This window comes from Sphingopyxis sp. NJF-3, from assembly GCF_053514865.1.
On record NZ_CM130726.1, the window covers coordinates 3,416,396 to 3,437,649 of the forward strand.

The 21,254-nt window shown below is 67.3% G+C and carries 19 protein-coding genes and 2 tRNA genes; 11 read left to right on the forward strand and 10 right to left on the reverse strand.

From position 1 onward, the window contains the following. Positions 1 to 43 precede the first annotated feature (43 nt). The 6 genes from ACOTSS_RS16450 to ACOTSS_RS16475 form a co-directional block, all read right to left on the reverse strand. A complete protein-coding gene (locus tag ACOTSS_RS16450) occupies positions 44 to 607 on the reverse strand; it encodes a superoxide dismutase family protein (RefSeq protein WP_448689062.1) in 564 nt (187 codons plus the stop codon). Positions 608 to 687: 80 nt separating this feature from the next. Next, the gene (locus tag ACOTSS_RS16455) at positions 688 to 1,998 is read right to left on the reverse strand and encodes a UDP-glucose dehydrogenase family protein (protein ID WP_448689063.1); all 1,311 of its coding nucleotides are present in this window, start codon (positions 1,996 to 1,998) and stop codon (positions 688 to 690) included. A gap of 121 nt (positions 1,999 to 2,119) precedes the next feature. After that, positions 2,120 to 2,545: an ExbD/TolR family protein gene (locus tag ACOTSS_RS16460; protein WP_448689064.1), complete on the reverse strand. Its 426-nt coding sequence runs from the start codon at positions 2,543 to 2,545 to the stop codon at positions 2,120 to 2,122. Positions 2,546 to 2,581: 36 nt separating this feature from the next. Beyond that, positions 2,582 to 3,100 (reverse strand): ExbD/TolR family protein, encoded by a 519-nt coding sequence (locus ACOTSS_RS16465; RefSeq protein ID WP_448689065.1) that lies wholly within the window; start codon positions 3,098 to 3,100, stop codon positions 2,582 to 2,584. A 116-nt stretch (positions 3,101 to 3,216) separates the two neighbouring features. Beyond that, positions 3,217 to 4,023, reverse strand: a complete 807-nt coding sequence (locus ACOTSS_RS16470) for a MotA/TolQ/ExbB proton channel family protein (protein ID WP_448689066.1) — start codon at positions 4,021 to 4,023, stop codon at positions 3,217 to 3,219. 63 nt (positions 4,024 to 4,086) lie between these two features. After that, positions 4,087 to 4,740 carry an energy transducer TonB gene (locus ACOTSS_RS16475; RefSeq protein ID WP_448689067.1) on the reverse strand — a complete coding sequence of 218 codons (654 nt, stop codon included), beginning with the start codon at positions 4,738 to 4,740 and terminating at the stop codon, positions 4,087 to 4,089. Between the two features lie 339 nt (positions 4,741 to 5,079). Between ACOTSS_RS16475 and ACOTSS_RS16480 the strand changes: the two genes are divergently transcribed. Both ACOTSS_RS16480 and ACOTSS_RS16485 read left to right on the forward strand, forming a co-directional pair. Next, on the forward strand, positions 5,080 to 5,892 hold the full coding sequence (locus ACOTSS_RS16480) for a hypothetical protein (RefSeq protein ID WP_448689068.1): 813 nt from the start codon (positions 5,080 to 5,082) through the stop codon (positions 5,890 to 5,892). 129 nt (positions 5,893 to 6,021) lie between these two features. Further along, complete coding sequence (locus ACOTSS_RS16485) at positions 6,022 to 7,350, forward strand: homoserine dehydrogenase (protein ID WP_448689069.1); 1,329 nt, start codon at positions 6,022 to 6,024, stop codon at positions 7,348 to 7,350. Positions 7,351 to 7,465: 115 nt separating this feature from the next. Here the strand turns inward: ACOTSS_RS16485 and ACOTSS_RS16490 are convergent, their stop codons facing one another. After that, complete coding sequence (locus tag ACOTSS_RS16490; RefSeq protein ID WP_448689070.1) at positions 7,466 to 7,852, reverse strand: hypothetical protein; 387 nt, start codon at positions 7,850 to 7,852, stop codon at positions 7,466 to 7,468. Between the two features lie 134 nt (positions 7,853 to 7,986). Here ACOTSS_RS16490 and glpX point away from each other — a divergent pair, with 134 nt between their 5' ends. Further along, complete coding sequence (gene glpX / locus ACOTSS_RS16495) at positions 7,987 to 8,961, forward strand: class II fructose-bisphosphatase (RefSeq protein ID WP_448689071.1); 975 nt, start codon at positions 7,987 to 7,989, stop codon at positions 8,959 to 8,961. Positions 8,962 to 9,061: 100 nt separating this feature from the next. Continuing rightward, a complete protein-coding gene (locus ACOTSS_RS16500; protein ID WP_448689072.1) occupies positions 9,062 to 10,657 on the forward strand; it encodes a hypothetical protein in 1,596 nt (531 codons plus the stop codon). A gap of 205 nt (positions 10,658 to 10,862) precedes the next feature. Here the strand turns inward: ACOTSS_RS16500 and ACOTSS_RS16505 are convergent, their stop codons facing one another. Next, positions 10,863 to 11,348: a flavodoxin family protein gene (locus ACOTSS_RS16505; RefSeq protein WP_448689073.1), complete on the reverse strand. Its 486-nt coding sequence runs from the start codon at positions 11,346 to 11,348 to the stop codon at positions 10,863 to 10,865. Between the two features lie 77 nt (positions 11,349 to 11,425). On the opposite strand from ACOTSS_RS16505, the gene ACOTSS_RS16510 reads away from it, so the two are divergent. The 7 genes from ACOTSS_RS16510 to ACOTSS_RS16540 all read left to right on the forward strand — a co-directional run bounded on the left by ACOTSS_RS16510 (position 11,426) and on the right by ACOTSS_RS16540 (position 18,717). Next, positions 11,426 to 13,393, forward strand: a complete 1,968-nt coding sequence (locus ACOTSS_RS16510; RefSeq protein ID WP_448689074.1) for an alkyl/aryl-sulfatase — start codon at positions 11,426 to 11,428, stop codon at positions 13,391 to 13,393. A 25-nt stretch (positions 13,394 to 13,418) separates the two neighbouring features. After that, positions 13,419 to 13,949, forward strand: a complete 531-nt coding sequence (locus ACOTSS_RS16515) for a PH domain-containing protein (RefSeq protein WP_448689075.1) — start codon at positions 13,419 to 13,421, stop codon at positions 13,947 to 13,949. Beyond that, positions 13,946 to 15,487 (forward strand): PH domain-containing protein, encoded by a 1,542-nt coding sequence (locus ACOTSS_RS16520; RefSeq protein WP_448689076.1) that lies wholly within the window; start codon positions 13,946 to 13,948, stop codon positions 15,485 to 15,487. Before ACOTSS_RS16515 ends, ACOTSS_RS16520 begins: the two co-directional genes overlap by 4 nt. Further along, positions 15,484 to 17,265, forward strand: coding sequence for a single-stranded-DNA-specific exonuclease RecJ (recJ, locus tag ACOTSS_RS16525; protein ID WP_448689077.1), 1,782 nt, complete (start codon positions 15,484 to 15,486; stop codon positions 17,263 to 17,265). The genes ACOTSS_RS16520 and recJ overlap by 4 nt, the downstream gene beginning before the upstream one ends. 66 nt (positions 17,266 to 17,331) lie before the next feature. Beyond that, positions 17,332 to 17,407: transfer RNA gene (locus ACOTSS_RS16530), tRNA-Glu, on the forward strand. A 402-nt stretch (positions 17,408 to 17,809) separates the two neighbouring features. Then, the gene (locus ACOTSS_RS16535; protein ID WP_448689078.1) at positions 17,810 to 18,568 is read left to right on the forward strand and encodes a hypothetical protein; all 759 of its coding nucleotides are present in this window, start codon (positions 17,810 to 17,812) and stop codon (positions 18,566 to 18,568) included. 74 nt (positions 18,569 to 18,642) lie between these two features. Further along, positions 18,643 to 18,717, forward strand: a tRNA-Glu gene (locus ACOTSS_RS16540). Positions 18,718 to 18,868: 151 nt separating this feature from the next. Here ACOTSS_RS16540 and ACOTSS_RS16545 read toward each other — a convergent pair. Beyond that, positions 18,869 to 20,242, reverse strand: coding sequence for a M20/M25/M40 family metallo-hydrolase (locus tag ACOTSS_RS16545; RefSeq protein WP_448689079.1), 1,374 nt, complete (start codon positions 20,240 to 20,242; stop codon positions 18,869 to 18,871). Positions 20,243 to 20,592: 350 nt separating this feature from the next. Beyond that, positions 20,593 to 21,249: an endonuclease III gene (gene nth / locus ACOTSS_RS16550; protein WP_448689080.1), complete on the reverse strand. Its 657-nt coding sequence runs from the start codon at positions 21,247 to 21,249 to the stop codon at positions 20,593 to 20,595. Between the last annotated feature and the right edge of the window lie 5 nt (positions 21,250 to 21,254).

Genomic DNA, 21,254 nt, shown 5'->3' on the forward strand with positions numbered 1-21,254 from the left:
AAGGATAGCCGCGCCCGCCCGCGAAAGCGGGCGCGCGCATCTATCACGCGCCGGCGGGAGTCCCGATGACCCCGCAAGCGACACGCGCGCCGCTGTTGCCGCTGGGGTCGGTGCGCATGTCGTCGGGTCCGGCGTGGATCACGAAGGCGGCGCCGTCAGCATCGAGGATGCCATTCTCTCCCGACAGCGGCGTACCGACGAGGTGGAGCGACGCACGGCCGATCGTGTCGGGTTCGATCACCAGATTCGGCAGGTCGCCGTGGTGCGCGCCCATCGGATTGTCGCGGCCGTGCTGCGCGCCGGTCGGATTCCAGTGCGGCCCCGCGCTGGTGAAGCCGGGCGGGGTGCACTGCCCGACCGCATGGACGTGCATGCCATAGGTGCCGGCTTCGAACCCGCGCGCGATCACCTCGATCCGAAGGCCGCTGCCGTCCTTGAAGATGTCGACGCGGCCGCGATCGGCGCCGCGCGCATCGTGGAGCTGCGCGGTCGCGTCGGGCACGGGCAGCTTTTCCTTGCCGCCGCCTATCGTCGCGCATCCGGTAAGCGCCAGCGCGCCGAGCGTGGCGGCGGCGATGCCCGCCAGCTGTTTCGAACCGATCGTCATCACCTTGCTCCCCGTTTTCTGCTGGCCGTTATCGGCTGGACCGGCCGTCCGGCGGCGAATCCGTCGGGGCGATGATGCCCCTATTCGTCGCTGGTTCCAATAGCGATGTGTTTGAAACCATGGCGTGCGACCTCGTCGCGGCGATAGATGTTGCGCAGGTCGACGAGCAACTTGCCGGTCATGGTCGCGCCGAGGCGCGCGAGGTCGAGGGCGCGGAAGGCGTCCCATTCGGTAACGATCGCGACCGCATCTGCACCTTCGGCGGCGGCATAGGCGCTGTCCTTCATCTCCACATCGGGCATCATAGGCGCCGCGATCGCCATGCCCTCGGGGTCGTAGGCGGTGACCCGCGCGCCGGCGTCGAGCAGCGTCTGGACGATCGCGAGGCTGGGCGAATCGCGCATGTCGTCGGTGTTCGGCTTGAAGGTCAGGCCGAGCAGCGCGACGGTCTTGCCGCGCGCGCTGCCACCCATCGCGGTCACGATCTTGCGCCCCATCGCGCGTTTCCGAAGGTCGTTCGCCTGGACCGTCGCTTCGACGAGGCGCAGCGGCACGTCATTGTCCTGCGCGGTCTTCAGAAGCGCGAGCGTGTCCTTGGGGAAGCAGCTGCCACCATAGCCGGGGCCGGCGTGGAGGAATTTCGCGCCGATCCGGTTGTCGAGCCCGATGCCGCGCGCCACATCCTGAACATCAGCGCCCACCGCCTCGCAGAGGTCGGCGACCTCGTTGATGAAGGTGATCTTCGTCGCGAGGAAGGCGTTGGCGGCATATTTGATCATCTCCGCCGTGCGGCGGCGGGTGACGAGGATCGGCGCCTCGTTGAGGAAGAGCGGGCGGTAGATTTCGCGCAGAACCGCCTCGCCGCGTGCATCCTCGGCGCCGATGACGATGCGGTCGGGGCGCTTGAAGTCGCCGATCGCCGCACCCTCGCGCAGGAATTCGGGGTTCGATGCGACGCTGTGGCTGCGCGCCGGCGCCTGCTCGCGCAGGATGCGCTCGACCTCGTCGCCCGTCCCCACCGGCACCGTCGACTTGGTGACGATCACGCAGTCATGCGTCAGCGTCGCCGCGAGCTCCTCGGCGGCGCCGAAGACATAGGAAAGGTCGGCGTGGCCGTCGCCCCGCCGCGAGGGCGTGCCGACCGCGATGAACACCGCGTCGGCCTGCGCGACCGCGGGCGCGAGCTCGGTGGTGAAGGACAGCCGCGCCGCCGCGACGTTCGCCGCGACCAGCGCGTCGAGCCCCGGCTCGTAGATCGGCATCCGCCCCGCATCGAGGGCCTCGATCTTGCCGGCGTCCTTGTCGACGCACACCACGTCATGCCCGAAATCGGAGAAGCAGGCCCCCGACACCAGGCCAACGTAACCGGTTCCGATCATGGCGATTTTCATGGCGCACCTTCTGTTTGCGCCGCGCGTGGCGGCGGCGTGTCCTTAGGGACAAATGGCCCAATGGAAAAGGGCCGCGAATTGCTTCGCGGCCCTTTCCGACAATCGCGTTAAGGATCGATGATCAGAAAACGCGGGCGTATTGTTCGTTCCCGACGAAGCCCAGCTTGCCGACGCCGCTGCGCTTGATCACCGCCATGACATTGTCGACGATGTAATAGCGCGCGTACGGATCGGGCTGCACTTGCAATTCGGGTTCGACCGGCAACGCCTTGGTCTCTTCCAGATATTGCGCGAGCTGCGCGAGGTCGATCGCGGTGCCGTTCCAGCTGATCACGCCGGCGGCGTCGATCATCACCTTGTTCTTCTGGGGATCGACATTGTTCTGATTGTCCGTCGGGACAGGCAGGTCGATCTTCACCGCGTGGGTCTGGACCGGGATGGTGATGATGAACATGATGAGGAGCACGAGCATGACGTCGATCAGCGGCGTCGTGTTCATTTCCATCATCGGTTCATTTTCGTCCCGATCGCCAACGGCCATGGACATAGGATTATTCCTTCATAACTGAGCGGACCTACGCCCTTACAGGCGGCCCAGCGTGCCCGAACCAGGCGCAGGCTCGGAAATGAACCCGATCTTCTGGAAGCCGGCATATTGCATCGTATAGATCACCCCGCCGATGCACTGGTACGGCGTGTTGATGTCGCCGCGGATATGCACTTCGGGGAAATTGTCTTCGGTGATATTCTGCGGACCGCCGATCTCCGCGAGGAGATCCTCGAGCTTCTTCTGCCCCTTTTCGAGCAGCTGACGCGAATCGACCGGCGTCTGGCCCCAATAGACTTCGCACGCCGTGCTTTCGGGATTGGGCTCGCCATCGCCGTCAGTATCCGCCGAGCGCACCGAGAGATTCACATTCTCGGGCTTGGTCGTCGTCGGTTCGAAGACCACCGAAGGCAGCTTGAGGTTCACCGTCTCCAGCACCACGGGGACCGTGATGAGGAAGATGATGAGCAGCACCAGCATAATGTCCACGAGCGGAGTCGTGTTGATGTCGGACATCGGGGCATCTTCGCCCTTATCGCCTACACTCATCGCCATAGGATTAGCATCCTGTCACAAAATTTCTGTCATGGCCCGGCGCGGACCGCAATGCGGGCCGCGCCGTCCCCGGACCCCGCCCCGCCGGCTCGCGGCAGGAGCGGGTATCCGAAAAATCAGGCCTTCTTCGGCGCCGCGGCCGGGGCGGCCGGCTTGGCGGCGACGACGGCCGGCTTCACCTGGCCGTTCGACATGATCGAACCGAGAACGTCGTTCGAGAAGGTCGACAGGCGACGCGCAATCGACTTGTTGCGGCTCTGCAGCCAGTTGAACGCGAGCACCGCGGGAACCGCCACGATCAGACCGATGGCGGTCATGATCAGCGCTTCACCGACCGGACCCGCGACGGTGTCGATCGACGCCTGGCCCGAGGCACCGATCTTCACGAGGGCGCGCAGAATACCGATAACGGTACCGAACAGGCCGACGAACGGCGCGGTCGAACCCACGGTCGCGAGGAAGGCGAGGCCCGAGTTGAGCTTCGAGTTGATATGGTTCTGCGACCGCTCGAGCGTACCGTGCATCCAGTCGTGCGCTTCGACGGGGTCGGTCAGCTTGTTATGCTCTTCGCTGGCGCGCAGACCGTCTTCGACGACCTGGCGATAGGCGCTGTTCTTTTCGAGCTTCGCGGCGCCGTCGGCGAGCGTCGGCGCGCGCCAGAAATTGGCGTCCACCGCCTTGCTCTGGCTGATGACCTTGTTCTGCTCGAACAGCTTGGTGAACAGGATGTAGAGCGTACCGACGAACATGATCAGCAGCACCAGGAAGGTGATCTGCGAGACGATGCCGCCTTCGCACAGCGCGGGAATGAGGCCGTAGGGGTTTTCGCCCTCGCTCTTCACGCACATCGAAGCCGGCATGAGGGTCAGCCCGGCTTCGTGGCTGCCCGCCGCAGCAGCGGCATTTGCGATCAGATTAAACATATAGGTTATTCCCTCTCAAAAAAGTCAAAGTCTTGAAATTGCAGCATGGGCCGGGACGCGGCCCTAGTTGTTGAGCTTCCAGGTGAACCGGCTCGACCAGGATCCCGTGGTGGGATTGCCCTCGCGGTCCAGAGGCGCCGAGAACCGGGCGCGACGCATCATCAGGCGGCACGCGGTCTCGTCGAGGTCGGCATGACCGCTGGAAGAGGTAATCGAACAATCCGTCGGGCGGCCGTCAGCGCCGACCGTCAGGCGGAACCCGGTGGTTCCCGCACGCTCTTCACGCTTTGCGCGCGCCGGATAGTCGTCGTCGGTCACCCAGCGGCCGGGCGAGCCCTTGGGCTTCGCGGGGGCCGACTTGTTGACGGCGGGCGGCGCCGGGGGGGCCGGCGGAATATAGACCGGCGCCGGCGGCGTCGGCGGCGGCGTCGGCACCGACTGAACCGTGTTCGTGGTCACCGGCGGCGGAATCACCGACGGCGGCGTCACGACCGGCGGCGGCGGCGGCAACTTGTTGTCCGGCGGCGGCGGCGGCGGCGGTTCCTCAGGCGGCGGTGGCTCTTCGACATCCACCACATCCAGTTTTTCGGCGATTTTCTTGACGATACTGATATTCAGGCCGTTGACCAGGCCATAGCCCAGAACAGCAGTAAACAGACCGACCAAGACAATCGCCACTACCCTATTTTTAGGGTCGACATTATCACCATAAGCCATTCAGGGACGACGCTCCTTGCTAGATCATCCTGACACCAATCCATACCGCCCGGTTCGGTTGCCACATGTGCCCGGATGATTTCCGATGCGTTCCGCGGGACCCGGCGGTCAGCTTCCGGTTATTTTGTTTTTCCGGGCGCTTCGCCGCACGTCCTATCGCGGTGGCGGCAAGTTCGCAAACCCTTTATCAGCGGTTAATGTGCCCTGCCCCATGATGGGGCTTCGACGCCGAAACGCGCGTCGACGACGACAGAAAGAGATGCGATGACACGCCTGCTCCTCCCCGCCGCCCTGGCCAGCCTTAGCGTCCTAACCATCGGAAACTCCGGGGTTTCAGCGATGCAGACCGCCGCCCCGGCCGACGCGGGGGCGGCCAGCCCCTACAGCTACGCCGACCTCGCCGATCTTGCGTCCATCGCTCCCATGGTGCTGCAGGCGCGCATCGCCGACAGCACGGTCCTGAAGCCCGAACGCGCGCCGGGGCTCGCTCCGGGCCACGCCCGATTCTATGTCGAGGCCGAGGTTGCCAGCCTGATTCGCGGCTCGGGACCGCTCGCGAAGCGCATCTCCTATCTCGTCGACCTGCCGCTCGGCGCCAACGGGAAGCCGGCGAAGCTCAAGCGCAAGCAGCCCGTCCTGCTCTTCGCTCGTCCCGTCGCAGCCGGAGCCTCCGGCGGCGCGAGCACGAGCAGCGTGCAGCTTGTCGCCCCCGACGCCCAGCTCGGCTGGGACCCGGCGACCGAGGCGCAACTCCGCGCGATCCTGACCGAGCTGGTCAAGCCCGGCGCGCCGCCGAGAGTGACCGGCATCGCCAACGGCTTTCACGTTTCGGGCACGCTTCCCGGCGAGGGCGAGACGCAATTGTTCCTCAACACCGCGACCGGCGAACCTGTGTCGCTCATCATCACCACCCGCGCCGACGGGTCGCGCAGTTGGGCCGCCGCCTTCGGCGAGATCGTCGAGGGCGCCGGGGTCCCGAAGCGGGGCACGCTCGCCTGGTATCGGCTCGCCTGCGGCCTGCCCCGTACCCTGCCGCTCTCCAAGCTCGCGGGCACGCCCGCCGAGGACCGCCGGAAGGCGGCTTCGGACTATGCCGTCGTGCTCGGCGCGCTCGGCGACTGCACGCGGACGCGGACGCCGCCGAAGGGGTGACGGTAAAGCCTGGCTTGGCCCCGCCGAAGCCGCGCCGGGCTTGTATCGCGACGAAAAGCGGATAGGGCGCTGGCACTCGGCGGGCGATGGCCCGCGCCTTCTATAGTATATAGTATACGGAGTGCCCGCATGTCGCCCCATCCCGTCCCCAACGCTTCCCGCCCCCCGCTGCGCGTCGCGCTCGCCGGGATCGGCGTCGTCGGCAGCGGGGTCGTGCGGCTGCTCGAGGCGAATCGCGAGCTGATCGCGCGCCGCGCCGGCCGGCCGATCGAGATCGTCGCCCTCTCGGCGCGCGACCGGCACAAGGACCGCGGCGTCGACCTGTCGGCCTATCGCTGGGAAGACGATATGGGCGCGCTGGTCGCGGCGGACGATGTCGACGTCGTCGTCGAGATGGTCGGCGGCGCCGACGGCCCGGCGCTGACTCTCGCGCGGCAGGCGCTCGGCGCGGGCAAGGCGCTGGTGACCGCGAACAAAGCGATGATCGCGCACCACGGGCTGGGCCTCGCCCGCCTCGCCGAGGAGAAGGACACGCCGCTCAAATATGAGGCCGCGGTCGCGGGCGGCATCCCGGTGATCAAGGCGATCCGCGAGGGCGCCTCGGCGAACGAGATCGCGCGCGTCTACGGCATCCTCAACGGCACCTGCAATTACATCCTGACCCTGATGGAACGCGAGCGCGCGAGCTTCGCCGACGCGCTCGCCGCGGCGCAGGCCGAGGGCTATGCCGAGGCCGACCCGACCTTCGACGTCGACGGCATCGACGCCGCCCATAAGCTGTCGATCCTCGCCGCGCTCTGCTTCGGGACCCGGCTCGACATCGACGCGGTCGCGGCGACCGGCATCCGCGGCCTGATCGCCGCCGACATCCGCGAGGCCGAGGCGCTGGGCCACCGCGTCCGCCTGATCGGCATGGCCGAGCGCGATCCGGCGAACGGCGGCGCGCTCTATCAGCATGTCCAGCCCTGCCTCGTCCCCGCCGATCATCCGCTCGCCTATGTTCCCGGCGCCTTGAACGCCGTCGTCGCCGAAGGCAATTTCGTCGGCCGCCTTTTCTTCGAGGGCGCGGGCGCGGGCGCTGGGCCGACGGCGTCGGCGATCGTCGCCGACATCATCGACATCGCGCGCGACGAATATGGCCCCGCCTTCGCGATGCCCGTCGACGCGCTCGACCAGGCGCCCGCCGCCGACGCGGGGGCGCGGGTCGGCAAGCATTATGTCCGGCTGGTCGTCGAGGACCGCATCGGCGTGCTCGCCGAGATCGCGGCGGCGATGCGCGACGCGGGGGTGTCGATCGAAAGCTTCATCCAGCGCGGCGACGAAGCGGGCGGCGGCGTCGTGATCGCGCTCGTCACCCACGAAGGCCCCGCGCGCGCGATCCACGCCGCGCTCGCCGCGCTCGCCGCGTCGGACCATGTCGTGGGCGAGCCGATGCACATGCCGATCCTAGCGCTCTGACCCGCTTGCCATCGCCGGCGTCCCCCTGTTACCCTGCGCTTTCCCTCGGCCAGATCCTCATCCCGGCAGGCCTCCATCGCGCCGCGCAGCTGCACGTCGCAGCCGAAGTCTTTACCTAGGGCTCCTCCTCCGGCGCGGCGGGTTCGCCGGTTTCGGGATCGGTCGCGCGCTTCGCCATTTCGTAGAGCGCATTATATTCGGGGCCGGGCGGGTAGCGGCCGCCGATCGAAATCCAATTATAGGGCAGCCGGTCGAGACTCATCGCCTTGGCTTCGGCGCGCGGCAGCTTCGGCGGCGCTTCGCGGCCCTCGTTCGCGATCGCGCGCAGTTCGGGAGGCAGCCGGTAGCGTTCGGTGTCGCTGCCGCACACGACGATCTCGTCGCCGTCCGCGGGCTCGCAGCGCCTGATCGGGTCGACCAGCGTCTTCGTATGGGCGATCGCGGTATCGGCGTCGGCCACCGGGCCCTCGGCGGTCTGCGCCGCGGCGTGCGGCGCTGTCATTCCCGCGACGCACAGCGCGGCGAAAGCGGCGCCGAATCGGGCGAAGCATTCTCGACAAGCGCGGCGGCGGGCCATATGGCGCGCACCATGCCCGACCGGCGCGACAAGACAACAGGGAATATGGAGATCATCGGATGACGAACAGCAGCGGCAGCAACCTCGACCGGGTGCTCGTGCTCGAAATGGTGCGCGTCACCGAAGCCGCGGCGATCGCCGCCGCCAGGCTGATCGGACGCGGCGACGAAAAGGCCGCCGACGCCGCCGCGGTCGAGGCGATGCGCGATGCCTTCAACACCCTCTATATGGACGGCACGATCGTCATCGGCGAGGGCGAGCGCGACGAGGCGCCGATGCTCTATATCGGCGAGAAGGTCGGCAACGCGCCCGACAAGGGGCCGAAGATCGACATCGCGGTCGACCCGCTCGAAGGCACGACGATCACCGCCAAGGCCGGCCCCAACGCGCTCGCGGTGCTCGCGATCGCCGAGGAGGGCTGCCTGCTCAATGCCCCCGACGTCTATATGGACAAGCTGGCGGTCGGCCCCGGCTTTTCGCCCGACATCGTCAACTTCGACAACAGCGTGCGCGAGAATGTCGAGGCGGTCGCGCGCGAGAAGGGGGTGTCGCCGCAGGACATCATCGTCTGCGTCCTAGACCGCCCGCGCCACGAGGCGATCATCAGCGAATTGCGCGCGATCGGCTGCGGCGTCGCGCTGATCCCCGACGGCGACGTCGCCGGGGTGATCGCGACGACCAACCCCGAAACCAATATCGACATCTATATGGGGTCGGGCGGCGCGCCCGAGGGCGTGCTCGCCGCGGCGGCGCTGCGCTGCGTCGGCGGCCAGTTCAAGGGCCGCCTGCTATTCCGTAACGACGACGAGCGGCTGCGCGCGAAGAAGTGGGGGATCGAGAATCTCGACCGCGTCTACGACCTCGGCGATCTCGCCAGGGGTGACGTGATCTTCGCCGCGACCGGCGTCACCGACGGGTCGCTGCTGCGCGGCGTCAAGCATCGCCGCGGCGGCATTCTGACCACCGAAAGCGTCGTCATGCGCGCCTCGTCGGGTACGGTGCGCTGGGTCAAGGGCGAGCACCGGATCGTCTGATCCACCTCCTTCGAAGCCCCCTCGACAGCCGCCTCCGCATCGGGCATCTCCGCCGAACGGAACACCGGGGCGGGGTTCGAAACAGGGGGTTTTGGGGGGAATGAAGAATCGCATGTTCGCCGCCGCCGCGATGGCGGCGATGCTGGTGCCTGCCGTCGCGCCGGCTGCCGAGGCGCAAGCCGCGGCCAAGAAGGAGGAGGGCTCGCTCTATCTCCAGTGCGACGGCAATCCGAACAATATGACCGCGGGGGAATCGGCCGCGCGCCTGCTCGGCGCCGTCACGCTGCTCGGGCTGTTCGCGCCGCCGCCCGAATCGGCCGACGTGAGCAAGCGCAAGTTGGGCGCCGACGGCGTCGCGGCGTGCAGCGGAATTCTGGAAGGCGAGAAGGCCGAAGGCAATCCGCGCCGCCGCATCCCGCTGATCCTCGCGCGCGCGGTGCATCGGATCGAGACGAAGGATTACGCCGCAGCGAGCATCGACGTCGCCAAGGCGCGCGCCGAGGCCGACGCCGCGCAGCTTACCGCCGACCCCTATTTCAACCGGTCGATGGGACTGTCGTTCGACCAGGTCGAGGCCGCGATCCTCGTCCGGCAGGACCGCGTGCCCGACGCGATGCGCGTCGCGCTCGCCGCCACCGACGCACATCGCTTCTCGCTGTTGCCGCTGATTTCGATGCAGGACTATGCGAAGCTCGCGCCGCTCGGCAGCGACGCCGACATCGCGCACGTCCAGGCGGTGGCGCGGCTCGCGCCCGGAATGACCGATCTCGCCGCCGACCGGCTCGAAGAGATCGGCCGTTATGGCGAGGCGGCGCGGATGCGCGCTGATCTGGTGCGGTTCCAGAGCATCGGCAGGACCAGGGAGGGCCAGCCGCTCCGCCCGAGCACACTCGCGGTAGCGCAGCTCGCGCTATCCGAGGCGCTCGCCGGCGACTGGGATGCCGCCGCCGCCGCGGCGAAGCAGGCGCGGAGCATCGACGACGCCCGCGTCGGCGAAGGCAAGCCCGAGGCGATGGACGTCCGGCTGCAGACCACCGAGGTGCTCGACCTCTATGAGGTGCTGCTGCTCGCGAAGGACGGCAAGCGCGAGGCGGCGCGGCGCCAGTTCACCGCGCGGTCGCGCTGGCTCGCCCCGTCGTTCGGCGCGGTGATGGCGGCGAACCGCCTGCTCTACGCCGATGCGCCGGCGGCCGATCGCGTCGCCCAGCTCGCTCAGCCCGCCGATGCGATGTGGGCCGAGCGCGCGACCGCCGCGCGTGCCGAGCTGACCGCAAAGGACAGCGACAACAAGACGCTGTTCCAGCTGATCGAGCCCTATGTCGCCGCCTCGGCGTTCGAGGCGCAGTCGAAATTGGTGTGGCGCACCGACAAGTCGAGGATATTCATCAAGCTGAAGACCGACGACACGCTCGAGCCGGGGACCAAGATCGCCTTCCTCTATGGCGTGCAGGCAGACGTCGCCTATGATTCGATGATGCTCCACGCGGCGCTCGACGCGAAGGCGCAGGGCAGGCAGGGCTTCACCTTCGCACCGCTGTTCGACAAATATCTCGCTGCGGTTGTGCGCGCGGGCAGCCTCGGCGACGAGACCATGCCGGCGTCGCTCTATCTCGACGCCGACGCGGTGATCGCGGCGCTGTCCCCCGCGATTCCCGACCCCGCAACGCTGAAGGCGCGGCGCGCGGCGGCGAAATAGGAAGTGGGAAACGGCCGGTATCGGCCAATCAAATCCTCCCCGCTTTGCGGGGAGGGGGACCGCCGAAGGCGGTGGAGGGGGCGGGCGGCCTGAAGCGACGTCGCGTAAGGACGCGAACCCCCTCCGTCAGCCCCTGCGGGGCTGCCACCTCCCCACAAGTGGGGAGGATCTGAACGTCCGCTCTCCCCACCCCAATGCCGCCGCCTCAGAAAATCCCCGCCGCCAGCCCTTCGGCGAGCGCCGCGCCTAGGTCGCGCGCCTCGGCAAGCCGGTCCGCGGGGATCGCCTTGGGCGCGAGGATCGCCTCGGGGGTCTGCGCGGCGGTGTTCACGATCACCGGGCCGGCGACGCGTCGCAGCCGCCAGCCGGTCGCGATGCGGTCGAGCTGGCGCTGCGCGTTCTCGCCGTCGGACCCCGCACAGATGATCGTCGCATAGGCGCGCCCCTCGATCCGCCCGAGGCACGGATAATAGCAGCGGTCGAACATCTCCTTCATCGCGCCCGACAGCGCGGCGAGATTTTCGGGACCGACGAAGAGATAGCCCTGCGCGGAAAGGAGGTCGGCGGGCGTCGCGGTATCGGCCGCGATCAGCGTTCCCGACGCGCCCGCACCCTCGGCGGCGGCTCGGGCGAGCGCGCGGCTGCCGCCGGTGCGGCTGTGCCAAATGATAAGAAGTTTGCAGTCTGCCACCACGCCATTCCCTATACTGCCGGCTTGCCAAGCCGCGGCGCGGCGCGCAAGCCAATCGAAAACAGGGAGGGAATGCGATGAAACAGGCGTGGATGGCGATGGCGCTTCCGATGCTGCTGATGGCGCCGGGCGTCGCGGCGCAAGATGCGGCGAGCGACGCGACGCGCGCGGCGCAGGCCGAGCTTGCGAAACGGCTGCCGCTCGACGACCCGAAAGATTTCGAGAACGCCTCGCGCGGCAAGATCGCCGAGATCGCCGATGGGCTGATCACCGGCAAGGACGGCGGGATCGTATGGGACCGCCGCGCCTATGCCTTTCTGAACGCCGAAAAGGCGCCCGACACGGTCAATCCGTCGCTGTGGCGGCAGGCGCGGCTCAACGCGATCCACGGCCTGTTCGAAGTGGTGCCGGACAAGATCTGGCAGGTCCGCGGCTATGATATTTCGGTGATGACGATCATCCGCGGCGAGACCGGCTGGATCGTCGTCGACCCGCTGCTGTCCGAGGAGGCCGCGGCGGCGGGCTGGAAATTGTTCGCCGATACGGTCGAAGCGAAATCGGGGAAGCGGCCGATCAGGGCGGTGATCTTCAGCCACAGTCACAGCGACCATTTCGGCGGCGTCGGCGGCATCGTCACCCCCGAACAGGTCGCGAAGGAGAAGATCCGCATCATCGCCCCGCACGGCTTCTCCGAGGAAGCGACCGCGGAGAATGTCCTCGCGGGCGGCGCGATGGGTCGGCGCGCGCTCTACATGTTCGGGGCGATTCTCGCGCCGGGGCCGACGGGACAGGTCGACACCGGGCTGGGGCCCAAGCTGTCGTCGGGGACGATCGGCTATATGGAGCCGACCGAGACGGTGCCCGCCAAGGGCGCGACGCTGACCATCGACGGGCTCGCGTTCGATTTCCTCGACGCGGGCGGCACCGAGGCGCCGGCGGAGATGGTCTTCTACATCCCCGCCTACAAGGCGCTGCACACGACCGAGGTCGTCACCCACAATCTCCACAACATATTGACGCTGCGCGGGGCGCAGGTGCGCGACGCGCTGCACTGGTCGAAGGTGATCGACGCGATGCTGCTGAAATGGGGCGGCGAGGCCGAGGTCGCGATGGGATCGCACCATTGGCCGACCTGGGGCGCGGACGAGGTGAGCACGCTGTTGACGCGCCAGCGCGACGCCTATCGTTACGTCCACGACCGCACGCTGTTCCTCGCCAACCGCGGCGCGACGCTGCACGAGCTCGCCGACCAGACGGCGGAAGCGCCGGTGCAGGCGGCGGATTTCTCGACCCGCGGCTATTATGGCACACTCAACCACGACATGAAGGCGACCTATCAGCGCTATTTCGGCTGGTGGGACGGCAATCCGGCCAATTTCAACCCGCTGCCGCCCGAACAGTCGGCGCCCAAATATGTCGCGCTCGCGGGCGGTGCCGACAAGCTGCTCGCCGCCGGCAAGGCGGCGGTCGCGGCGGGCGACTATCGCTGGGCGGCCGAGCTCTTGAACAAGCTCGTCTTCGCCGAGCCCGCCAATCAGGCGGCGCGGAGCGCTCTCGCCTCGGCCTATGACCAGCTCGGCTATCAGGCCGAATCGGGGGCGTGGCGCAACTATTATCTCGCCGCCGCCGCCAGCCTGCGCGGCACCGAGGTCGCCGCATCGACGAGCAACGGGCAGAGCCGCAGCTTCGTGAGCGCGATCCCGACGTCGGTCTTCTTCGACGCGCTCGCGACGCGCTTCGACGCCGCCCAGGGATCGGCGCTGAAGGGCGTCTTCCAGTTCGTGCTGCCCGACAGCAAGGAAGCGGTCGCGGTCGTCGTCGAGGGCGGGGTGGAGTTCCCGCGCTACGGCGTCACCGACGCGGCGCCGACGGCGACGATCACGATCGACCGGGGGACGCTCGACGACGTCATGCTGGGGCAGGCGCAATTCCCCGCGCTGATGCAGTCGGGCGCGATCCGCATCGACGGCGACCGCGCGGCGTTCCTGTCGTGGTTCGCGCTCCACCCGCGCGCCGACCCGCGCTTCAATATAGTTGTGCCTTAGGGGCCCGTCGGACTATCGAGGGGGGATGACCGAGACCGTCGCCGCTCACCCCGTCGATCCCTTCGACGCCCACGCGCTCAACGCCGCCGAGGGGCTCGATTCGGTCGATCCCGCCTTCAGCCATGTGCTGCGTGTCACGACGCTGTTCAACATGCTGCCGATCGCGATCGGCGCGACCGTGCTCGACATGCTGGTCGTGCGCGAGGTCGGCGGGCCGTACGGCCTGCTGACCGTGCTCGCATGGCTGCTCGGGGTGATCGCGGTCGTGACCTTTCCGGCGCGGCGCGCGCAGCGCTGGGGATTCAAGATCGGCGAGGGCCAGCTTCGCGTCGCGCGCGGCTGGCTGTTCCGGACCGACACGATCGTTCCCTTCGTACGCGTCCAGCATATCGATGTCGGCCAGGGACCGGTCGAGCGCTGGTTCGGCCTGTCGCACCTCGTCGTCCATACCTCGGGCACCCACAACAGCACGGTGACGCTGCCGGGCCTCCGCGCCGACCTCGCCGCCGCGATGCGCGAGACGATCCGCCGCCACATCCAGACCGACTTCGCATGAGCGACGGCGCCGCCGCCCTTTCGTCCGACGCCGCGCCCGAAAGCGCCGGGTGGCAGCGGCTGCACCCCGCGACGCTCGCGCTCGCGATCATCAGGCTCGGGCCGCGCACGGTCAATTTCCTGCCCGCGCTCGCGGCGATCGGGATCGCGGGCAAATGGATCTATGTGCTGCCGGCGCTCGGCGCCTTCCTGCTGATCTCGCTCGTCGTCGCCTGGCTCGCGTGGCTCCGCTTCCGCTTCCATGTCGGCACCGACGAGATCGTGATCGAGAGTGGCGTGCTGTCGCGCCAGCACCGTACCATCCCCTTCGACCGCATTCAGGACGTCGGCATCGAACAGGGGCTGATCCAGCGCGCGCTCGGCATCGCCACGGTCGGCTTCGAAACCGGCGCGGGGGGCGGCAAGAAGGACGAGGCGCGGCTCGACGCGATCGGGCTCGACGCGGCGCAGGCGCTCCGCACGACGATCCGCGCGCATCGCGGCGACACGGTTCCCGCCGCCGCGACGCCGTCAGCGAACGGAGACGCGGAGACCATGGCGCCCGCGGTGACCGAGGACCGGCTGCTCTTTGCGATGTCGCCGCAGCGGCTTCTGATCGCCGGACTGTTCAACTTCTCGCTCGCCGCGCTCGCCGTGGTCGGCGCGGGCATGCAGCTCTTCGACAATCTGCTGCCCTTCGATTTCAACATCTTCAATCCCGTCGACTGGTTCGACCTTGCCGAGCGCTACGGCCTTGAGCAATGGATCGTCGCGCACCGCTGGGTCGCCGGGCTGGGCGCGGCGCTGTCGCTGCTCTTCATCGGCTTCGCGAGCGGGGTCCTGCTGATGTTCGTCGCCAATTGGGATTTCCGCCTGACCCGCGAGCCGCGCGCGCTCCGCCGGACGCGCGGGCTGACGACGCGTACCGACGTCGCGCTGCCGGTGCGCCGCGTGCAGGCGGCGATCCTCGTCACCGGCTGGCTCAGGAAACGCTTCGACTGGCACGAACTGCGCCTGCAGAGCCTCGCCAGCGACGGCGAGAAGGAGAAGGACCATCAGGTCGTCCCCTTCGGCCATCTCGCCGAGATCGACCCGGTGCTCGCCGAGATCGCGATTGAGCGGCCCGATGCGTCTCAGCCCTGGGAACATAGCCACCGCGTCATCGCGGCCGGCGGCCTCTTCGGCGCCTTGTGCGCCGCGGCAGGCGGGGCAATCGCGATGCTGCTCGGCCAGCCGCTTGGTGGAATCGGCATCGCCGCCGGCGCGCTGATCGCGGCCGTCACCCTCTTCAGCGCGCGCTTCCATAGCTGGACCGACCTGCCCGACATGGTCGCGATCCGCCGCGGCTGGCTCAAGCCCAAGACGACATTGCTCCCCCACGCTTCGGTACAGAGCGTCGACCTCCGGACCGACTTCATCCTCCGCCCGCTCGGCCTCGCGACGCTCGTCTTCGGGGTGCCCGGCGGCAGCGCGCTGGGCAGCCACGAGATTCCGGCGATCCCGCTGGCCACCGCGCAAGCGCTGCGCACGCGCATTCTGGCCGCACGGAGCCGCGCATGAGCGGCGTAGCGAGCAGCCTGGCTTTGGGCATCGACCACTCGATCCTCGGCCAGCCGTGGCACTGGCGCCGCGCCAGCGCCGACATGGGCAGCGAAGGTCTTGCCCCCGACGATCTGGTGACCCAGCTGCTGCTCGCGCGCGGGGTGGCGCGCGACGATATCGAGCGCCAGCGCCTGCCGACCTTGCGCGGCTTCATGCCCGACCCCGCGCTGTTCCGCGATATGGATGCCGCCGCCGCGCGGATCGCCGACGCGGTCGAGGCGCGCGAGGCGGTGACGATCTTCGGCGACTACGACGTCGACGGCGCGACCTCAGCGGCACTGCTCGTCCGCCTGCTGCGCGCGCTCGACGTGCCGGTCGGCGCCTATATCCCCGACCGGCTGATGGAGGGCTATGGCCCCTCGGGCGCGGCGCTGGTCCGGATCGGCGAGGCGGGATCGAAGCTGGTCGTCACGGTCGATTGCGGCGCGCAGGCGTTCGACGCGATCGCCGAAGCCAAGGCGGCGGGAGTCGAGGTGATCGTCGTCGACCATCACCAATGCGCGACGACGCTGCCCGAGGCGTTCGCGGTGGTGAACCCCAACCGGCTCGACGAGGCGGCGGACGCGGCGATCCACGGCAATCTCGCCGCGGTCGGGGTGGCTTTCCTGCTCGGCGCGGCGCTGCTCCGCACCCTGCGCGCGCGGGGCTTTTTCGGCCAGCGCGCCGAGCCGGCGCTGATCGAACTGCTCGACCTCGTCGCGCTGGGCACCGTCGCCGACGTCGCGCGGCTGACCGGGTTCAACCGCGCGCTGGTGACGCAGGGGCTGAAGGTGATGGCGCGGCGCGGCAACATCGGCCTCGCGGCGCTGATGGACGCGGCGCGGCTGACCAAGCCGCCGAGCGCGAGCGACATGGGCTTCGCGCTCGGCCCGCGGATCAACGCTGGCGGGCGCGTCGGCAAATCCGACCTCGGGGTCCGGCTGCTCACTACGTCGGACCCGCAGGAAGCCGCCGACATCGCACAGGAACTGAACCGGCTCAACGAGGAGCGGCGCGCGATCGAGGCGGCGGTGCTCGACGAGGCGATCGCGGCGAGCGCCGCGTGCGCCAATGCGCCGGTCGCGATCGTCGCGGGCGCGGGCTGGCATCCCGGGGTGATCGGCATCGTCGCCGGGCGGCTCAAGGAAAAGCTCCACCGTCCCGCGATCGTCATCGCGCTCGATGAAGAGGGCGTCGGCAAGGGTTCGGGCCGCTCGATCTCGGGCGTCGACCTCGGCGCCGCGATCCTCGCCGCGAAGGAAACGGGGCTGCTCGTCGCGGGCGGCGGCCATGCGATGGCGGCGGGGCTCACCGTCGCCGCAGACAAGGTCGACGCGCTCGGCGCCTTCCTCAACGACCGCCTCGCCGCCGACGTCGAGCGCGCGAGCGGCGACAAGTCGCTGCTGATCGACGCGGTGCTCGCGCCGAAGGGGATCAATCCCCTGTGGTGCGACGCGATCGAGAGCGCGGGCCCCTATGGCGCCGGCTGGCCCGCGCCGCGCGTCGCGACGGGGCCGGTGCGGATCGTCGAATCGGGGGTGGTCGGCACCGACCATGTCCGGCTGATCGTGTCGGGCGACGACGGCGCGCGCTTCAAGGCGATCGCCTTCCGCAGCGCCGAAACCGAACTCGGCCAGGCGCTGCTCCATGCGCGTGGGAACCGCAAGCTGTGGCTCGCGGGCCGCGCCAAGCGCGACGATTGGGGCAGCCGCCCCGCCGCCGAGCTCCACCTCGAGGATGCCGCCTGGGCCGATTGAAACGCGCCCCGACAGAATCCTTGACCGCTGCGACATCCCCGTCTAATGCGCCGCTTCACCGATGACGGCCCCTTCGTCTAGCGGTCTAGGACGTCGCCCTTTCACGGCGAAAACACGGGTTCGAGTCCCGTAGGGGTCACCATCTGTAAACCCTTGAAATACAGATATTTTCTCTAAATCGTTGAGCTTTGGGTGGGATACGCTTTGTATCTCCATGCGCTGCTATGCGCCGCTGTCGGCCAGCCTCCAAATTTCGAATTATGCTGCATTTCCATATATTTAGGCTGAAATGCCGCATTGTGTGATCCGAGCGTCAAGTCCTAATCGAACGCCAAGCGTATCCCAAGGGGGATACGCGACATCAAATCCATGCAAAAAATTCGCGTAAAATCAGTTATATAAGGACGACCTCACCTTTTCTCGTTGAAAGGGCGACGTCAACGAACTGGCAGTCATCGGAGCGCTTTGGCAAACCCTAAGTCCGTCCAATGATTTGACTGTGATGAGGTCTGGGGTAGGTTGGAGAACTGGGGGAAGAAATCACATGAAAATTGCGAAGCGCACTCAGGACAGGCTTGTTGCAGGCCTCCGAAAATATCAACCGATTGTGCGGAAACTCGCAGAACGCGACATCTCGGAAGCCGACACGGTTACGGTTATCAAGGACATGCTCTCCGATATCTTCGGCTACGACAAATATACTGAATTAACGAGCGAGCAGCAAATCCGCGGGACATTTTGCGACTTGGCTATCCGGGTAGAAGGAAAGGTTCATTATCTCGCAGAAGTGAAGTCGGCTGGAACAACGCTTAATGAATCCCATCTTCGCCAAGCGGTGAATTACGGCGCGCATCAGGGCATCGAATGGATCATCCTGACAAACGCCATTGTATGGAAGGTTTATCGGATCAAGTTTGGGCAACCCATAGACTGGGAGGAAGTCTATTGCTTCGACATGGGCGCACTGTCGTCACGATCGTCCGATGACCTCGCGAAATTGGCTATGCTGTGCCGCGAAAGTATCAGCACCGACGCCTTGCAGGAATTTCATCGCCAAGCACAAATTTTCAATCGGCATGTGGTTGCAGGGATTGTCCAGAGCGATGCGGTCGTTGGCGTTATTCGCCGTGAGTTTAAACGGCTATTCGATCTGAAAACGAGCGACGATGAGGTGCGTGTCCTCCTTACCAACGATGTTCTGAAACGCGATGTGATCGACGGGGACGCACCCAAGACGGCAAAGGTCACGCTCAAAAAAGCTGAAACGTCGAAAGCTCGAAAGGCAGCGAAAATCTGCCAGTAGCGCAGACGCGATTGTTACAGGTAGACATCGCGCTACAATTCTGACATCGGCTCCAGCGCACTAGGCTTTTAGCCGGCCCCTTCGTCTAGCGGTCAGGACGCGGCCCTCTCACGGCTGAAACACGGGTTCGATTCCCGTAGGGGTCACCAGCTTTCCAGCCGCTTCTGCGGCTGTTCATCCGCAGCATCGAGCCCCTTGAATTCGGGTCTGTCGCCTGCCCGGCGCGCTTCGCGTCGCGCGCCGCCCCGGCCATCACCGCCAAAGCCGCCGCGACCGCGCTGTCGAGAACCCGCCGCGACCTTATTTCGACAAATCCCGCAGCAGGCTGTCCCAATGCGCGAGCGCCGGGGCGATCGCGGCGACGGGCGCGCGTTCGTTGAGGCCGTGCGCGAAGCTGTCGCTCGCCTTCGAGAACAGCCCCGCAACGCCATAGCTGGGCACCCCGACGGCGCGGAAGTGGAGGCTGTCGGTCGCGCCCGCGCTCATCGACGGGATGATCGGCAGTCCGGGCGCGCGGGCGTGCACCGCCTTGGTCACCGCCGCCACGACGTCGGCACGCAGCGGCGAGGCATCACTCGCGGTCGCATCGGGATCGGTGTTCACCTTGACCGCGGGATCGGCAATCACCTTCTCGAGCTCGGCGCGCACCGCTTCGATGCTCACGCCGGGGAAGATGCGGCAGTTGATGTTCGCGGTGGCGCGCTGCGGAAGCGCATTCTCGGCATGGCCGCCCTTGACCAGCGTGGGCACGCAGGTGGTGCCGATCTGGCCCACATATTCGGGGTCGGCGCGAATCGCCGCGATCGCCCCGGCGTCGGTCGGATCGGCGGCGAAAGCCTTGAGCGCCGCGCCGATCTCGCCGCCGACCTGATCAGCGACGATCGGCATGCCGACCCTGGTGAGTTCGTTCTGCTGCGGCTGGAAGCGATAGGCGCCGACCCTGGAAAGGGCATTCGCCAGCTGGACGATCGCATTGATGTCCGACGGGCGCGAGCTGTGGCCGCCGGGGTTGGTCACTTCGAGGGTGAAGTCGGCATAGGTTTTCTCGCCCGCCTGCAGCCCGTAATATTTGGGCTTGCCGTCCTCGCCGATCAGCCCGCCGCCGCCATCGCCGTTGAGCGCGAATTCGGCGTCCTTATATTTGGCGGCGAGCGCGCGCGTCGTCACCATCGCGGTTTCCTCGTCGCCCGAGAGCAAGAGGACGATCGAGCGTTTGGGCTTGAAGCCATCCCTTTTGAGCTGGGCCATCGTCGCGACCATCATCGCGACGTCGAACTTGTTGTCCTCCGACCCGCGGCCGAAGATATAGCCATTCTCCTCGACCGGCACGAAGGGATCGCGCGTCCAGTCCTTCGCGTCGGCCTCGACCACATCCATATGGCCGAGCAGCAGGATCGGCTTTTCGGCGCTGCTGCCCCTGAGCGTCGCGGCCAGGGTCGCGGTCTCGCCGATCGGCGTGATCTCGATATCGGCGTCGGTGAAGCCCGCGGCCTTGAGCACCCCGGCATAATAGGCCGCGAGTTCGGGCACCTTGCCGCGCCCCTCGACCGTCGGGATCGCGACGCTGTCGATCAATATCTTCTTCGCCACCGCGGGATCGGCGGGCCTGGCGTGAGTGGGCGCCGCGGCGATCAGCGCGGCGGCGAGGGCGAGCGGGGCGGTGACGGTGCGCATGGGACGCGAGTTAAGCGGCATCTTCGATCGGCGGCAAGCGGCAATTGGGCCACTTTACGGCGATTTTCGACCGGAAGACGACATTATTTTGATCGTCATCCCGGACTTGATCCGGGATCCATTCTCGCGAACGCCGGAATAATGGACCCCGGATCAAGTCCGGGGTGACGAATATCTAAAACCGACCGCTTCGAGACATTCCGCGTCTCATAACGTCGTCATTCTCGCGAAAGCCGGAACCAGAGCGTGCGTCGGCTGATCCCACACTGGGTTCCCGCTTTCGCGGGAATGGCGACGGTTGGGAAATGGCAGCTCCCCGCCCCGATGCCGACGCCCGGCGCCAGCCTGCCTCACGCCGCCTTCTTCGCCTTCGGCGCCGGGGTCTTGGGCTTGTAGCGGCAGAGGTCGGCGACCGGGCAGCGCCAGCATTCGGGCGTGCGCGCCTTGCAGATGTAGCGGCCGTGGAGGATCAGCCAGTGGTGCGCGCCGACGCGAAACGGGCCCGGCACCTTCTTTTCGAGCTGCTTTTCGACCGCGAGCACCGTCTTCCCCGGCGCGAGGCCGGTGCGGTTTCCGACGCGGAAGATATGGGTGTCGACCGCGAAGGTCTCCGCCCCGAAGGCCGAATTCATCACGACATTCGCGGTCTTGCGCCCGACGCCCGGCAGCTCGACAAGCGCGTCGCGGTCGGCGGGGACCTGTCCGTCATAATCGCGGACCAGAATTTCAGAGAGGGCGATGACATTCTTCGCCTTCGCATTGAACAGCCCGATCGTCTTGATGTGGCTCTTGAGCCCCGCCTCGCCGAGGTCGATCATCTGCTGCGGCGTCTTCACCGCTTCGAAGAGTTTGCGCGTCGCCTTGTTCACCCCGACGTCGGTCGCCTGCGCCGAGAGCACCACCGCGACGAGGAGCTGATAGGTGTTGCCATATTCGAGCTCGGTCTGCGGATCGGGATCGAGCTCGGCGAGGCGGCGAAAGAATTCGAAGATCTCCGCCCTGGTCATCGCCT

Coding starts and splice junctions, on each gene's coding strand:
- recJ (WP_448689077.1), top strand. CDS start 15,484: ATGAGCGGCGTAGCGAGCAGCCTGGCTTTGGGCATCGACCACTCGATC.
- ACOTSS_RS16470 (WP_448689066.1), bottom strand. CDS start 4,023: ATGTTTAATCTGATCGCAAATGCCGCTGCTGCGGCGGGCAGCCACGAA.
- ACOTSS_RS16490 (WP_448689070.1), bottom strand. CDS start 7,852: ATGACAGCGCCGCACGCCGCGGCGCAGACCGCCGAGGGCCCGGTGGCC.
- ACOTSS_RS16480 (WP_448689068.1), top strand. CDS start 5,080: ATGCAGACCGCCGCCCCGGCCGACGCGGGGGCGGCCAGCCCCTACAGC.
- glpX (WP_448689071.1), top strand. CDS start 7,987: ATGACGAACAGCAGCGGCAGCAACCTCGACCGGGTGCTCGTGCTCGAA.
- ACOTSS_RS16460 (WP_448689064.1), bottom strand. CDS start 2,545: ATGTCCATGGCCGTTGGCGATCGGGACGAAAATGAACCGATGATGGAA.
- ACOTSS_RS16500 (WP_448689072.1), top strand. CDS start 9,062: ATGAAGAATCGCATGTTCGCCGCCGCCGCGATGGCGGCGATGCTGGTG.
- ACOTSS_RS16545 (WP_448689079.1), bottom strand. CDS start 20,242: ATGCGCACCGTCACCGCCCCGCTCGCCCTCGCCGCCGCGCTGATCGCC.
- ACOTSS_RS16465 (WP_448689065.1), bottom strand. CDS start 3,100: ATGGCGATGAGTGTAGGCGATAAGGGCGAAGATGCCCCGATGTCCGAC.
- ACOTSS_RS16450 (WP_448689062.1), bottom strand. CDS start 607: ATGACGATCGGTTCGAAACAGCTGGCGGGCATCGCCGCCGCCACGCTC.
- ACOTSS_RS16520 (WP_448689076.1), top strand. CDS start 13,946: ATGAGCGACGGCGCCGCCGCCCTTTCGTCCGACGCCGCGCCCGAAAGC.
- ACOTSS_RS16535 (WP_448689078.1), top strand. CDS start 17,810: ATGAAAATTGCGAAGCGCACTCAGGACAGGCTTGTTGCAGGCCTCCGA.
- ACOTSS_RS16475 (WP_448689067.1), bottom strand. CDS start 4,740: ATGGCTTATGGTGATAATGTCGACCCTAAAAATAGGGTAGTGGCGATT.
- nth (WP_448689080.1), bottom strand. CDS start 21,249: ATGACCAGGGCGGAGATCTTCGAATTCTTTCGCCGCCTCGCCGAGCTC.
- ACOTSS_RS16515 (WP_448689075.1), top strand. CDS start 13,419: ATGACCGAGACCGTCGCCGCTCACCCCGTCGATCCCTTCGACGCCCAC.
- ACOTSS_RS16510 (WP_448689074.1), top strand. CDS start 11,426: ATGAAACAGGCGTGGATGGCGATGGCGCTTCCGATGCTGCTGATGGCG.
- ACOTSS_RS16485 (WP_448689069.1), top strand. CDS start 6,022: ATGTCGCCCCATCCCGTCCCCAACGCTTCCCGCCCCCCGCTGCGCGTC.
- ACOTSS_RS16455 (WP_448689063.1), bottom strand. CDS start 1,998: ATGAAAATCGCCATGATCGGAACCGGTTACGTTGGCCTGGTGTCGGGG.